10 protein-coding genes are annotated in these 14,761 nt (G+C 44.5%); 5 read left to right on the forward strand and 5 right to left on the reverse strand.

Features of this window, described 5'->3' with window-relative positions; genetic code table 11:
- Nucleotides 1-39: 39 nt before the first annotated feature.
- Nucleotides 40-1,407, reverse strand: coding sequence for a glycoside hydrolase family 18 protein (locus MSG34_RS00760; RefSeq protein ID WP_248336001.1), 1,368 nt, complete (start codon nucleotides 1,405-1,407; stop codon nucleotides 40-42).
- A gap of 171 nt (nucleotides 1,408-1,578) precedes the next feature.
- A complete protein-coding gene (locus MSG34_RS00765) occupies nucleotides 1,579-2,583 on the reverse strand; it encodes a sugar-binding transcriptional regulator (RefSeq protein ID WP_017065721.1) in 1,005 nt (334 codons plus the stop codon).
- A gap of 459 nt (nucleotides 2,584-3,042) precedes the next feature.
- On the opposite strand from MSG34_RS00765, the gene tal reads away from it, so the two are divergent.
- Both tal and tkt read left to right on the forward strand, forming a co-directional pair.
- The gene (gene tal / locus MSG34_RS00770; protein ID WP_009845571.1) at nucleotides 3,043-3,993 is read left to right on the forward strand and encodes a transaldolase; all 951 of its coding nucleotides are present in this window, start codon (nucleotides 3,043-3,045) and stop codon (nucleotides 3,991-3,993) included.
- A gap of 87 nt (nucleotides 3,994-4,080) precedes the next feature.
- Complete coding sequence (gene tkt, locus MSG34_RS00775) at nucleotides 4,081-6,072, forward strand: transketolase (RefSeq protein ID WP_048606176.1); 1,992 nt, start codon at nucleotides 4,081-4,083, stop codon at nucleotides 6,070-6,072.
- 110 nt (nucleotides 6,073-6,182) lie between these two features.
- On the opposite strand, the gene MSG34_RS00780 is transcribed toward tkt, so the two are convergent.
- Together MSG34_RS00780 and MSG34_RS00785 are read right to left on the reverse strand one after the other, a co-directional pair.
- Nucleotides 6,183-7,745 (reverse strand): PAS domain-containing methyl-accepting chemotaxis protein, encoded by a 1,563-nt coding sequence (locus MSG34_RS00780; RefSeq protein WP_248336002.1) that lies wholly within the window; start codon nucleotides 7,743-7,745, stop codon nucleotides 6,183-6,185.
- Nucleotides 7,746-7,910: 165 nt separating this feature from the next.
- The gene (locus MSG34_RS00785; protein ID WP_248336003.1) at nucleotides 7,911-8,378 is read right to left on the reverse strand and encodes an Lrp/AsnC family transcriptional regulator; all 468 of its coding nucleotides are present in this window, start codon (nucleotides 8,376-8,378) and stop codon (nucleotides 7,911-7,913) included.
- Between the two features lie 153 nt (nucleotides 8,379-8,531).
- Between MSG34_RS00785 and MSG34_RS00790 the strand changes: the two genes are divergently transcribed.
- The 3 genes from MSG34_RS00790 to MSG34_RS00800 all read left to right on the forward strand — a co-directional run bounded on the left by MSG34_RS00790 (nucleotide 8,532) and on the right by MSG34_RS00800 (nucleotide 13,188).
- Nucleotides 8,532-9,497 (forward strand): hypothetical protein, encoded by a 966-nt coding sequence (locus MSG34_RS00790; protein ID WP_050619692.1) that lies wholly within the window; start codon nucleotides 8,532-8,534, stop codon nucleotides 9,495-9,497.
- A gap of 575 nt (nucleotides 9,498-10,072) precedes the next feature.
- Entirely contained in the window at nucleotides 10,073-10,384 is a 312-nt protein-coding gene (locus MSG34_RS00795; RefSeq protein WP_248336004.1) for a hypothetical protein, read from the forward strand.
- Nucleotides 10,385-10,431: 47 nt separating this feature from the next.
- On the forward strand, nucleotides 10,432-13,188 hold the full coding sequence (locus MSG34_RS00800; protein WP_248336005.1) for an immune inhibitor A domain-containing protein: 2,757 nt from the start codon (nucleotides 10,432-10,434) through the stop codon (nucleotides 13,186-13,188).
- A gap of 226 nt (nucleotides 13,189-13,414) precedes the next feature.
- Here the strand turns inward: MSG34_RS00800 and MSG34_RS00805 are convergent, their stop codons facing one another.
- A complete protein-coding gene (locus tag MSG34_RS00805) occupies nucleotides 13,415-14,590 on the reverse strand; it encodes an MFS transporter (protein WP_248336006.1) in 1,176 nt (391 codons plus the stop codon).
- Nucleotides 14,591-14,761 lie beyond the last annotated feature (171 nt).

Raw genomic sequence — 14,761 nt, forward strand, 5'->3', positions numbered from 1 at the left:
ATAAACACCTACCTTATTTTCTGGGTATTTTCTGTTCGGTTATTTATTCATTTCACTATGCATAACATCGATCAACTGTCCGGAAGGATCTCCTGATAATTCCCAAGTAAAAATACCGCCTAGGTCTGATTTCTTCGCCCATTCAGCCTTTGCTTTAATAGAGCGCTGATCTTCAAAAGATATGAATACGTTGTTATCTGGGTTCCACAAATAAGGCGCTTGAGCTTGCTCATCGTACTTGTACTCATAACCTTGTTTGCTGCTGTAGTTATTCATAAGGTCCCAGAACATAAAGTAACCGTTTTCACCAGTACCAAACTGCGCCCCTTGTTCAGAAACTAGGTCACCTTTAGGCAGATCTCCAGCAAAGTCTTTTGTCCCTTGCCAGCCTCGACCATAAAAAGCCGCCCCGATCACGAGCTTCTCGCTAGGAATACCTTGCTCTATCATCTGATTAATGAAGACATCAGCTCCCATCCCCCACCAACTGCGCTCTGTGGCATGTAAGTTTGTTGTGTGACCTGTTTGAGTTCCCCAACCTCCGAGGAAGTCATACGTCATCGCGAACATGTTCGTCAGATATGGGCTAGCTGCGTTCCAATCAATTTGCGTAGCCTTAGCTCCAACACCGACAGCCGTTGAAAGCTCGTAATCTCTTTGAGTCGTCTTTGATAGAGCGTCCAAATCACTTCTGATTGTTTTTACTAAAAGTGTGAAAGCTTCACGCTCTTGCGCTTTCTGCTCATCCGTTAGTTTAGTCTCTGGATTCCAAGGGGAAGTGGTTAAGCCGCCGCCTCCTGGGTATTCCCAATCAAGATCAATACCATCAAAGAAGTCATATTTTTGAATCAACTCAACAGCAGTTTTTGAAAAGTGCGCAATGGCTTTAGGATCTTTCGCCATCGCATGGAAAGGTTCAGACATTGTCCACCCACCAAATGATGGCAAGATTTTGATATTTTGATTGTCGGCCTTCAGTTGAGCTAACTGGGCAAAGTGACCTCTGTAGGCGACATCAACATCCACGTCTCCGAAATCGACTTCTAACGCAGCTTCTTTATCCACAATAATCGCGGTATATGGTTGTTTGTCTGCACATTGCTGCTTAATTTGTTTTTGAACTGGCTCACCAGCACCGCTATGAGGACCACACATGCTCAAGAAGGCGTAAATAATATGTGAGAGCTTGTCTGCAGGTATGTCGTCAACGGTATAAGGGTTGTCTTTATTCAGATATTGCCAATCCGCAAAATACCCTGCGACGACTTTATCATCGGCATGTGCCGCAGGTGTGAGCATACAAGCCGTGGTGATTAAGCTAAGCGCAATGACGGAATTAGATTTAAAGATAGAACTTGATTGGTCACTGTTGCTAGAAATAGCGCGTGTGATAAATGACAGTTTCATAATTATCTCCTTTAGTGTGGCTTAACATTAAAGAGTGATAATTCTTTCAACCGCTGAACAAATTCACTATTCGAGTCATATCTAATAGTTACCCCCCTTATTGCACTGGTTTCATCAGGGTAATTTCCATGATTACTCAAATAGTGAATTCAACAAAGAATAAATATCTTACTATTCACTGCCGTTTGGTTTATTCACGCTAAGTTGTTCGTCCAAGTTTAGAACCGTCAAAGCATTACTTACGCTGGTTGCGATCACGTCTACCACGCCAGTTCTTAGTGCGCCTAATAGAGCTAATGGCTTACTGTTCTCGGCTGCAATGGCAATCACTTCCGCTATTGGGCGGAACTCTTCCAAGGCCAAACCAATCACACGGTCACTCATTACTGTGTTTGCTGTTTTACCGTGAACATCGAAAAAGTCATAACCCGCAAAGTCACCGACGACACCTTGCAATAAACGAGATTGAACAACCTCACCCGCCGTAAACCAACCTAAGTCGACCATATAGCTGTTTTCGCTCATATCACCGATACCGACTAAAGCGACATCGGCTTTTCGAGCGAGATCGAGGGTCTGCTTAACGGTGCTGTTTTCCATGAATGCGGTTTTTTGCGCTTTATTCTCGGCATAAGCAGGTGCGTACAAGGTTTCAGAAGATCCACCGTACTTTTTGGCTAGCTGCCTGCATATATGGTCGGCATTAAACATACCGCCTCTTGGGTGAATACCGCCGATACCACACACGAATTTACAGTCACGTGGCGTAATGACGCCAGTGTGGTGAGCAACAGACGATACGTTCCGCCCTTGTCCTACTGTCACAACCATGCCGTTTTTCAGTGTACTGGTAAGATAGTTAGACACTAAACCAGCAACCTGTAATCGCTGCTTCTCTTCATTTGGTTGGTCTAGTGCCACAAGCGCACGCTTTACACCAAATCGTTCGATCAAACGTTGCTCGATCTTCGCACTAAAGACAGGGTGGTATTTCACGGTGATCTCAACAATGCCCTCATCTCTGGCTTGTTTGAGCATTCGACCAACCTTTGCACGGGAGATAGAGTACTTTTTAGATATCTCTTCTTGCGTGGCACCATCTTGATAATAAGCAACCGCTACTTCAGTGAGGAGATCAGTGTTTTCTTCGGAAACATCTTGGATATTCTTACTCATATACCACTCAACCAATATTTAACAATTATTTTACCTGCTTGAAGAACAAATGTTCGATGCTCAAGCAAGTGATACACAAGTTTACACCCCGAACATATGTAACAGCAAGGTACATTTGCTCATCGTCATAACCCTGGTTTTGTTGTTGATTAATTCACCTCACTTTGCTCGTTAAACGTTTGCTTGCATACCCCATGATTACTAGAGCGAAATATATTTGACTGAAGTCACCATACAGCACTATTTACCGTTGACTTTGGGGCTAGATCGGATAAATATGGCTACATCATTTACTCATCGAGCGATCAAATGTTCTGTGCAAATGTTCGTTCGGAGAAAAATTTAAATTAATGTAAGTTTGGCTCACTGGTACAACCATTGAGAACTTCATTAGTTAGCTTGCAAATGCCCACACCTCTCCCATTAATGAGGTGTTATGCGATACATAGGATGATCAAAATGAGCAATAAATTAGAGCAACTTCGTAAACTAACAACTGTTGTAGCTGACACTGGCGATATCGAAGCTATCAGCAAGTACACTCCTGAAGATGCAACAACTAACCCATCTCTAATTCTTAAAGCTGCTCAAATTGCTGAGTACGCTCCTCTAATCGATGCTTCTATCGAATACGCAAAAGCGCAAAGCGGTGATAAAGCACAGCAAGTTCAAGATACTTGCGACATGCTTAACGTGAACATCGGTAAAGAAATCCTGAAAGTTGTACCTGGCCGTATCTCTACTGAAGTAGATGCTCGTCTTTCTTACGACATGGAAGGCAGCGTTGCTAAAGCTCGTCAACTTATCAAAATGTACAACGACGCTGGCATCACTAACGACCGCATCCTTATCAAACTGGCTTCTACTTGGGAAGGCATCCGTGCCGCTGAAATCCTAGAGAAAGAAGGCATCAACTGTAACCTAACGCTTCTATTCTCTTTCGCTCAAGCTCGTGCTTGTGCTGAAGCTGGCGTATTCCTAATCTCTCCTTTCGTAGGTCGCATCATGGACTGGTACAAAGCGAAAGAAGGTCGTGATTTCGAAGCTTCAGAAGATCCAGGCGTAATCTCTGTTTCAGATATCTACAACTACTACAAAGACCACGGCTACAAAACTGTTGTTATGGGCGCAAGCTTCCGTAACATCGGCGAGATCCTTGAACTTGCTGGTTGTGACCGTCTAACTATCGCTCCTCAACTTCTAGCAGACCTAGAAGCAGCAGAAGGCGAAGTAGTAGAGAAGCTTATCGACTCTAACGGTACTAAAGAGCGTCCAGCAGCGATGACTCACGCTGAGTTCCTATGGGACCACAACCAAGATGCAATGGCTGTTGAGAAACTGGCTGAAGGCATCCGCAACTTCGCCGTTGACCAAGGCAAACTAGAAGACATGATCGCAGCTAAGCTGTAATCACTCTCACCAAATTCAAATAGGGGAACGTTCAGTTCCCCTACTTTTATCAATTTTGTTTTTCTTAATTTTTATTCGGAAGTTCTTATGAATCGCAAACATCTAGCTAACGCTATTCGTGCTCTAAGCATGGACGGCGTACAACAAGCAAACTCTGGTCACCCAGGCGCACCTATGGGTATGGCTGATATCGCTGAAGTACTTTGGCGTTCTCACCTAAATCACAACCCAGCAAACCCAGAGTGGGCTGACCGCGACCGTTTTATCCTGTCTAACGGCCACGGCTCAATGCTGATTTACTCTCTGCTTCACCTAGCAGGTTACGAGCTTTCAATTGAAGATCTTAAGAACTTCCGTCAACTGCACTCTAAGACTCCAGGTCACCCTGAGTACGGCTACGCACCAGGCATCGAAACAACGACTGGTCCTCTAGGTCAAGGCATTACTAACGCTGTTGGTATGGCTATGGCTGAGAAAGCGCTAGCTGCACAGTTCAACAAAGAAGGCCACGACATCGTAGACCACTACACTTATGCATTCATGGGTGATGGCTGTCTGATGGAAGGTATCTCTCACGAAGCATGTTCTCTAGCAGGTACGCTTGGTCTTGGTAAGCTGGTTGCTTTCTGGGATGACAACGGTATCTCTATTGATGGCGAAGTTGAAGGTTGGTTCTCTGACGATACACCTAAGCGTTTCGAAGCTTACGGCTGGCACGTAATCCCAGCGGTAGATGGCCACGACTCTGATGCTATCAACGCAGCGATTGAAGCGGCTAAAGCAGACCCTCGCCCTACTCTAATCTGTACTAAAACAGTGATTGGCTTTGGTTCTCCAAACAAAGCAGGTACGCACGACTGTCACGGTGCACCACTAGGCGCTGACGAAATTGCAGCAACACGTAAAGAATTAGGTTGGGAGCACGGTCCTTTTGAAATTCCGTCGGAAGTTTACTCAGAGTGGGATGCGAAAGAAGCAGGCGCAGCTAAGGAAGCAGCGTGGAACGAGAAACTTGCAGCTTATGAAGCAGCATACCCTGAGCTGGCAGCTGAATTCAAACGCCGCGTAAACGGTGACCTACCAGCTGAGTGGGAAGAGAAAGCATCGGCAATCATCGCAGATCTTCAAGCTAACCCAGCAAACATCGCATCACGTAAAGCATCTCAGAATGCTCTAGAAGCGTTCGGTGCTATGCTACCTGAATTCATGGGCGGCTCTGCTGACCTTGCGCCTTCTAACCTGACTATGTGGTCTGGTTCTAAGTCTCTTGAAGCAAACGACTTCTCTGGTAACTACATCCACTACGGTGTACGTGAATTCGGTATGACGGCTATCATGAACGGTATCGCTCTGCACGGTGGTTTCGTACCATACGGCGCAACGTTCCTAATGTTCATGGAATACGCGCGTAACGCTATGCGTATGGCTGCTCTGATGAAAACTCAGAACATCCAAGTTTACACGCATGACTCTATCGGTCTTGGCGAAGATGGTCCAACTCACCAACCAGTTGAGCAAATCGCTTCTCTACGTCTGACTCCAAACATGAGCACATGGCGTCCATGTGACCAAGTTGAGTCTGCTGTTGCTTGGAAACTAGCAATCGAGCGTAAAGATGGTCCTTCTGCACTTATCTTCTCTCGTCAAAACCTTGCACAACAAGATCGTGACGCTGAGCAAGTAGCAAACATCGCTAAGGGTGGTTACATCCTGAAAGATTGTGAAGGCAAGCCAGAGCTTATCCTTATCGCAACGGGTTCTGAAGTTGAGCTAGCGGTTAACGCTGCTGCTGAGCTAACGGCTGAAGGTAAGAAAGTACGCGTAGTTTCTATGCCTGCGACTGACGCATTCGACAAGCAAGACGCGCAGTACCGTGAGTCTGTACTTCCATCTGATGTTACAGCACGTATCGCTGTAGAAGCTGGTATCGCTGACTTCTGGTACAAGTACGTTGGTTTCGGTGGCAAGATCATCGGTATGACAACGTTCGGCGAATCTGCACCAGCAGGTGAGCTATTCAAGATGTTCGGTTTCACTACTGAAAACGTAGTAAACACAGCGAAAGAGCTTCTAGCTTAATTTTGAATACATTGTCTTGCCCTGAAATGGGTTGATGCATACAGAAAGCCCCGCATGAAAATGCGGGGCTTTTTTGTCACTAATTTCTCATTCGGGTTTCAACCTAACGGCTATTTTTCTTCGAAACGCTTTGCCAGTTGGTAGAATTCATTGACTTGTTCTTTTAGCTCTGTGGAGTGATCTTTCACGGAATGCGTAGCGACCAAATTTTGTTCTGCCGTAGACGCGATGGACTGCATATGAAGGTTTACATCACTCGATAGTTGACGCTGTTTATGCGCAGAGCTTTCTACCGACTGCATCAACTCATTCATCGATTGCATCAGGTTCTCAACTTCTGATAAACGTTGTGAGCTTACCTTTGCTACATCGCCACACGCGTCTGTCTGCTCTCTGTTAGCCAGAATATCTTTTTGCCAGCCTTCAATCGTTGCGAGCATGGTATCAATGCTTTCTTTGATCTGAACCGTCGCCTTAGATGTTCGACCGGATAACGCACGTACTTCGTCTGCAACAACGGCAAAGCCTCGTCCTTGTTCGCCCGCTCTAGCCGCTTCTATCGCTGCGTTTAGTGCCAACAGGTTAGTTTGTTCGGCGATTCCACCAATCTCTTCCATGATCTTGCTGACGCTCTGTGCTTGGTCGCTCAGCTGGTACGTCGTGTGTGTTGCTTTCTCGGCCTGTGAAGCTAGGTTTTCAAGGTTGCGGTGAGTTTGGTTAATACTCTCTTTAGCACCAGCACAGGTTTGCAGAGTCACATCAACAATTTGGTGTGCTTCCTCAGTGCGAGAAGATACCTCATTCGCCGTGACTTCAACCTCTTCCGTTGCTTCACGCACTTGTAGAATGTCTTTTGTTTGTTGATCTAACGCTTCTGATACTTCAAATGACGTGGCATTCAGGTTGTCAGCCAAATCTTGTAACGGCTTGGCAGAGTCTGTCATACGACCTAATACGGTGCGGATTCGTGCAGACAATAGTTTTAAGTGAAAGTCGGCAATAGAGAACTGACTATTACCTGAATAAACAAGACGACTAACACTATCGAATTTCGATTGCAGCTTTTTCAACTGCAATGGAGTATCAATCAGCTCTTGTCGGAAAAGTAACGCCAATGCTGAAACGGGAAGTAGGCTCAACAACCATTGTGATACTTGCCCTACTTCAACGAGATTTGAAATCAGAGGCGCAGCCAAAGAGCCTAGCAACACGGCGTAACGAACACTGTCACTGATCTTTAAGGACCATTGGCGACCCGACTTTTCAGCCTTCAATAGGCCTTGATAAGCCTTATCTGCAACTTGTATCCATTCATTCTTTGGCTTAACACGAACAGACTGGTAGCCACTGACCTTACCATTGTCGTAAATCGGAGTTACGTAAGCATCGACCCAATAAAACCCACCGGATTTGGTTTTGTTTTTTACGATGCCACGCCAAGCTTTACCTTGCTTTAGGTTAACCCACATATCAGCAAAAGCGGCTTTCGGCATATCGTTATGCCTTACGATATTGTGGTGTTGCCCTAGCAATTCTTGTTGGCTGTATTCCGCTATGCGACAAAAAGCATCATTACTGTACGTAATCACGCCTTTTAAATCAGTGGTAGAGACAAGTTGTTCGTTTTCGCTGAGAAGCGTTTCACGAGATTGAGTAGATAAGCTGACAGTCATTATATTAACTTAGGTTAATTATTATTTTAGGCGAGGAATATATACAATTATTAAAGTTATGACAAAATGTGAACGTCACATTTTGTGTAAATGCCTGCTATTTATACAAATATTAGCTAAGTACCTCACAAAGCTAATAACTTCACTATCTTCTCATGCCAACAGTCATGACTCATCTAAGTTTACTGCAGTGGTAAATTTCACGGTTCTCATTGAGACAGAGGTATGGAATTTACGAATATTCAGGTCTTTGCGCAGCACTCGCTCCACAAAGTCTTCATAGGCTTGAATGTCTTCGACCGTCACAATCAGCATGAAATCAAAGCTGCCTGATATCTGATAGCACTGCGTGACCTCTTCTGCCTTTGAAATAGAATGGCGAAAGATTTGATAAATATCCCCTCGGTCACGTTCCATTTCCACGGACACAACCAAAGTCATCTTACTACCAGTCAGTTCTGGATTAATGATGGACACATCACCGACTATCACGCCCTCTTCTCTCAGCCGTTTCACTCGCTTTAAGCAAGCAGGCGGTGACAACCCGACCAACTCAGCCAATGTCTGATTAGGGATTCTGTTGTTCTTTTGCAGTTCAACCAGAATGCTTCTATCTATACGGTCAATCATCATAATTTCTTAAACCAATACATTTATGACTTATAATTTTTAATACTACGATAATTAAAAAATCCATCGCAACTTTAAAGGTCAATTTAGAAATCTGAATCACAACAATCACGGTAAGATCTTCTCATACCAAACAATCGAACCATGGTCACAACTATGAAATCAACCTATCAATTTTTTAAAGAACTCCTTAGAGAGATTTTCGATGTCACCTCGACTCTTTTCCGAATCATGATTCCAATTATCATCGTGATAAAGGTCGTTGAAGAGCTCGGCGGCATCGTGATTCTTAGCGAATGGCTGAGCCCAATAATGGAAAGCGTCGGCTTACCGAAAGAGATGGGGTTGGTATGGGCAACCACCATACTCACTAACATCTATGCGGGGCTGATTATTCTCATCAATTCCGACGCTCCCTTAACGGTTGCTCAAGCCTCGGTTTTAGGCAGCATGATGCTACTAGCACATTCATTACCGATTGAGGGGGCGATAGCCAAAAAAGCAGGCGTGAGCTGGTTGGCTACCCTGTCGGTGCGAGTGGGTGGTAGCTTGGTGCTGGCTTGGCTACTTAATCTCAGTTATCAATACGGGGATTTGCTCAACTACCCAGCAACCGTACTTTGGCAGCCTGAAGTATCAGGAGACACAAGCTATTTGGGTTGGGCTATTGAACAGCTCAAGAGCTTTGCCGTTATCTTCATGGTGATTTCAGCGCTATTACTGCTACTCAAGGTTTTAAAGATTCTCGGCATTGAAAAGCTCATGGCAATATTGTTAAGACCGTTCTTGAGACTGCTAGGAATCAGCAAGGACGCAACCAACCTAACGATTATAGGAATCACGCTTGGTCTTTCGTTTGGCGGTGGCTTATTGATCAACGAAGCCAAGAAAGGCCATATCTCAGCAAGAGATGTATTCACCGCAATCATGCTGCTCAACTTGCTCCACAGTTTGATAGAAGATACGTTGTTGATCATGCTCATTGGGGCTGACTTCTACACCATATTTTGGGGAAGGTTAGTATTCTCAGTGCTGGTTATCGCTTTAATATCCAACGTCATTAAACGCATGAATCCAAGCACTTGTGAACGTTACTTTTATCGCGATGTCTCTCAGTCATAAGTAAAAATACCAACGAGACTAAAAGGAAAAGAGCTCAAACACGGGCTCTTTTTGCTACTCGCCGATCCTATCACCGCCGTTATTGTTAAATTTCACGTCATTGAAACACTGAAAGTTACTCTCAATACCCTAATTATTGATATTTTGAGTAAAAATAATTTGAGCATGGGTATTTACTAATAACTCAGTTATTACATGCGTATTTTAAAACACCGATAATAAAAAATCATCTTATTATTTAGAAGCCAACTCCTTGTATAAAGCGCCCTCCAGAATTATAACCGCGTTCTAATCAATGTTATTAAATATCCAAACTATCAGCTATTCATTCAACAAAACCCATTAAATAACTGACAATAGAATAAATAACACTCCTTATTTTATATTAACTCTAAATGTTGAAACCGGAACGAATAATTAATTGTAATAATTATTCATTTGATTGGTGAATTTTATAAATATATTTTGTTACATAATCAAAACTGATGGCTCTTATGACTATGTTCCTTATAACAGCGCCTCTTACAACCGAGGCTCGTACAACTAGGACTCTTACAAAAACACCCAGAAAAACAATGGCTTTAATGGTTTTAATTTTTTCCTCACTGTCACAGGCTTCCACTATTGAGAACGACGAACTATTGCTGAAGTCATTGATTAAACGAGGTGTTATCTGTTCAGGCTTAACCTATGAGGAAAATCAAGAAGCTTTGCGTATCTATCTCAACGCTAAAAAATTGAAGAGCACTCCGTTTGATTCAAAAAATAGAAAAGAGACAACCAATACAAAAGAGATAGAAGGTAAGAAACATACAACAAACACACGTCAGTTAAATAAGACACCACAAGAGTGTATTAGGCCAAACTCGGACAACAGATCCGAATAAGGCAAGTTGATACTGATATCGACATGGAAATATGAAAAGGAAATATAATGAAAATGATGAGAAAAACATTGTTGGCTTCAGCAATGCTTACTCTATTTAGCGTCAGTGGTTATGCAAAAACACCTATTGATTTAGGCGTAGTTAATGAAGACAAACTCATTGAAATGCTAGTTAGACAAGGCTTAGTCGACCAAGATGCAACCGATGCGGCAAAGCACGATGCGCTTGACCGTTACTTGAAAAATAAAATCAATTCCGGTTTCAAAGGCGATGCTCAATTCGGAAAAAAAGCACTTGAGCAACGCGCAAAAATACTCAAAGCCATAGAAAAAGGGTCTGGCGTTAAAAAAGCGAGTGTCTTTGCTTTAGAAGTCGGCACCAAGCGTACAGACAAAGTGCTCGCTCTGTTGGTCGACTTCCCTGATTTGAACTGGGATGACAACAAGCTGACCGAAGAGCACACGCAGATGCTCTACGAGAGCTACAACCCTGAACATTATCAAGAACTGTTGTTCTCAAATTCTGGCTACACTGGGCCAAATGGCGAAAACCTAATCTCGATGCGTCAATATTACCAAAGCGAATCAGGTGATAGTTACAGCGTTGCAGGTCAAGCGGCAGGTTGGTATCGCGCCTCCAAGCCTGCGTCATTCTATGGTGGCAACTCCCCTACCACCGACAACGACTTAAACGCACAAGAACTGGTTCGTGAAGCGCTTAATCAACTGGCGCAAGACCCAAGTATCAACCTTGCCGATTATGACATCGAAGATCGTTACGATTACGACGGTGACGGAAATTTCCGCGAACCCGATGGTGTGATTGATCACCTGATGGTGTTTCATGCATCGGTAGGCGAAGAAGCCGGTGGTGGCGTGTTAGGCCCTGATGCGATTTGGTCTCACCGATTCAACCTTGGTCGCACTCATGTACTGGAAGGTACTTCTAGCTCGCTCCCAGATCGTTTTGGTGGCCAATACGCGGCGTTCGATTACACCATTCAACCGATTGATGCGGCTGCGGGTGTTTGTGCCCACGAATATGGCCATGATTTAGGCTTACCAGACGAGTATGACACGCAATACACAGGCAAAGGCGAACCGGTTTCTTACTGGTCAATCATGTCTTCGGGGAGTTGGGCAGGTCAAATTGGCGGTACACAACCAACGGCATTTAGCTCTTGGGCAAAACACTTCCTACAGAAATCGATTGGCGGCCGTTGGGTTAACGATGATCAGATCTCGATTGATGACCTAGAAGACAATCCACAAGTGTATACGCTGTTCCAAACAACGGATAACAGTCGTCCTAACATGATCAAAGTGGATCTTCCTGAAAAGCAGATTGAAAGTCTGAAACCCTTTGAGGGCGAGTATTCATTCCACTCTCAAAAAGGCGATGATCTGAAAAACAGTATGACTCGCAAGTTGGTGATCCCAGCGGGTGGTTCTGCACTGCTGTCTTTCAAAACTTGGTATGAGATTGAAAAAGACTACGACTTTGCGCGCGCGCTAATCAACGGAACAGCCATTGCAGGCAACATTACCTCAATGGACGACCCATACAACACGGGCCTCGTTCCTGCTATTGGCGGCGAATCTGGCGGGTGGATTGACGCTGAGTTCGACGTTTCACAATGGGCAGGACAAGAAGTTGAACTTTCATTTGAGTACATCACCGATGGTGGCTTAGCAATGGAAGGCTTCTATTTAGATAACCTTACTGTGGTTGTCGATGGTGAAGTGACCGATATAGATGATGGTGAGAGCAACTCCACCTTCGCCCTTAATGGTTACAAGCTGAGTAATGGATTCCATCAAGCGCAACACTATTATCTATTGCAATGGCGCAGCCACATGGATGTTGATGAAGGCCTAGCGAACATCAAACGCATGGGACAACTGATGTCATTCGACCCAGGCTTGATCATTTGGTACGTCGACGAATCACTAACTGACAACTGGGTAGGTAAACACCCTGGTGAAGGTTGGTTAGGCGTGGTCGATGCAGACCAAAATGCCATGGTATGGGCGAACTCTGGTGAAGTGGCTCAAACACGCTACCAAGTTCGAGACGCAGCGTTTTCACTCAAAGATCATACTCCAATGCGTCTTGTAAACAGCGACAATGATGTACTCGAAGACACCAGTTTGGTTGGCAATGCTAGCTTCTCGGATGACCAAGATTACACATCGCCTCAAGCACCAGATTCAGGACGCATCCTGACGGAGTTTGGTTTAGCTGTCGATATTGTGAATCAGAGTGATAACAACGAATACGGCGTGGTTCGCTTATCTAAAGTAAGCCAACACAACGTCGCTCCTACCGCGAACTTCGAGCTTAATGTGACAGGCCTGAGTGTTTCTGTAAACAACTTCAGCTCAGACCAAGACGGTGAGATCACCCGTTACCTATGGGACTTCGGCAACGGCACAACAAGTAACGAAGTGGCACCAACTTGGTCTTACGAGCAAGCCGGTGAATACACGGTGAGCTTGACTGTTGTCGACGACAAAGGCGCTACCGATTCATTTAGCTCTGTGGTGAGTGTTGAATCTCCAAACGCCCTGCCAGAAGCGAGCGCGAAGTACATTCACTTGGGCCGCTGGGTAACCATGTGGTCTACAAGTTCAGACAGCGATGGTCGCATTGTTGATACCGAATGGACACTGCCAAACGGAAAGGTCAAACGTGGTCGCACATTCACATCAATCTTCCCTTCATACGGAAAGCACGAGGTGACACTGAAGATAATCGATGACCAAGGTGGGATTACCACTAAGACAATTTTGGTCGACCTGTAAATCATCGCAGGCTCTGTCATGCGTATTTACAAAACAAGCTTAAGTACTGTTGTCACAGGATATAAGCCAAGACAGCAATTTTAAGAAAACGTTATTATTTAAGCCGTAAGCAAAAGCCCTACCTTATTGGTAGGGCTTTTTATTGGTCTGTGCTTGGATAGCATCATTAGCACTGTAGAGAGATTACCGTAGCAATACGTTCAATTTTCAGCGGTTCAACTAGTCCTTAAACCGGTTGTTTTTGAATGTGTGATTTACGTGCGCTGAACGCGAACAACAAGATAACGGCTAACACGAATGGTAATACATAGATATTGAGGTTCTGCCACCCTGCTGTCGATTCTAGCCAGCCAGAGAGCATGGCGGTAATCGTCACACACCCAAAGACAACAAACTCATTAAACGCTTGTGCCTTGGCTTTATTCTGCGATTGGTAAGACTGACTAAACAAACCCGTTGCCGCGATAAACATGAAGTTCCAACCGACACCTAGCACAACCAAGGCCGCTCTGAAGTGCCAAATAGATTCGCCATGAATGTTAATCGCGATACAGACAACGAACAGCACCCCACCCGCCAAGATCATCATTCGTGAGCCAAACTTCTCGATAAGTGAGCCAGTAAAGAATGCAGGTACAAACATGCCCAGCACGTGCCACTCAATCACACCTGCCGCTTTAGTAAAGTCAAAACCACAGCCAATCATTGCCAATGGCGTTGCTGTCATCAGGATATTCATCACCGCATAAGCGACCATGGCAGCAAACACGGCGCCAATAAAGTTAGGCGATTTCACTATCACACTGAGAGGATCGGATTTAGGCGCCTGACTATTAAAAGAGACTTTTGGGAATTGAATGGTTTGTAAGATGAGTAACGCAAGAATGTTCAATCCAATCAATGAAGCAAAAGCACCAATGTACAAACCATCTTGCGACCACTGTTGAGACATAATCGCCAAGTTTGGCCCCAATACCGCTGCTAGAACGCCACCAGCCATAGAGATAGATATCGCTCGATGACGGGCATTTTCATCACACACCTCGATTGCAGCAAAACGATAAAGCGTACCAAAACCTATGCCTATCCCAAGTAAGAACGTAGCGAAACAAAACAGATAGAAATTTTGCTGAGACAGTGCGTAGGTGGCAAGACTAGCTCCTGTAATGCCAACCACATTACCAATGCTAAATCCTCGCTTTCTCCCTAACTTGCCTGAAATTAAAGATGCAGGAATAGTGGCTGCCATTAAACCCAAAAACTGCAGTGCAACCGGCAAGGTAATCATGCTGACACTGGGCGCAATCTGCTTACCGATCAAACCAATCACAGAGATCAGTAATATGTTACCCGTCATCAACAAGGCCTGACACAGTGAAAGCAGCCAAACATTTCTATTCATCTTCGTTCCTAAATATGAGCACAGTTGGTCAATAGACCAAAAAATCAACAAAGTCGCAACACTTTGTTACTCATAGCAACTCTACAAATCGACCAGTATAAAGTGTTACCACCATATGACTTTGATCAGCGTTACTTAAGACACTAGAGTTGAAATTATCATTACTTAAGA

Origin of the sequence: Vibrio sp. 1CM2L, assembly GCF_023161695.1 — a bacterium.
Taxonomy (GTDB): domain Bacteria; phylum Pseudomonadota; class Gammaproteobacteria; order Enterobacterales; family Vibrionaceae; genus Vibrio; species Vibrio coralliirubri.

Bases quoted from the DNA above. Each gene is read 5' to 3' on its own strand.
- MSG34_RS00760 (WP_248336001.1), bottom strand. From the start codon at position 1,407: ATGAAACTGTCATTTATCACACGCGCTATTTCTAGCAACAGTGACCAA.
- MSG34_RS00765 (WP_017065721.1), bottom strand. From the start codon at position 2,583: ATGAGTAAGAATATCCAAGATGTTTCCGAAGAAAACACTGATCTCCTC.
- tal (WP_009845571.1), top strand. From the start codon at position 3,043: ATGAGCAATAAATTAGAGCAACTTCGTAAACTAACAACTGTTGTAGCT.
- tkt (WP_048606176.1), top strand. From the start codon at position 4,081: ATGAATCGCAAACATCTAGCTAACGCTATTCGTGCTCTAAGCATGGAC.
- MSG34_RS00780 (WP_248336002.1), bottom strand. From the start codon at position 7,745: ATGACTGTCAGCTTATCTACTCAATCTCGTGAAACGCTTCTCAGCGAA.
- MSG34_RS00785 (WP_248336003.1), bottom strand. From the start codon at position 8,378: ATGATGATTGACCGTATAGATAGAAGCATTCTGGTTGAACTGCAAAAG.
- MSG34_RS00790 (WP_050619692.1), top strand. From the start codon at position 8,532: ATGAAATCAACCTATCAATTTTTTAAAGAACTCCTTAGAGAGATTTTC.
- MSG34_RS00795 (WP_248336004.1), top strand. From the start codon at position 10,073: ATGGCTTTAATGGTTTTAATTTTTTCCTCACTGTCACAGGCTTCCACT.
- MSG34_RS00800 (WP_248336005.1), top strand. From the start codon at position 10,432: ATGAAAATGATGAGAAAAACATTGTTGGCTTCAGCAATGCTTACTCTA.
- MSG34_RS00805 (WP_248336006.1), bottom strand. From the start codon at position 14,590: ATGAATAGAAATGTTTGGCTGCTTTCACTGTGTCAGGCCTTGTTGATG.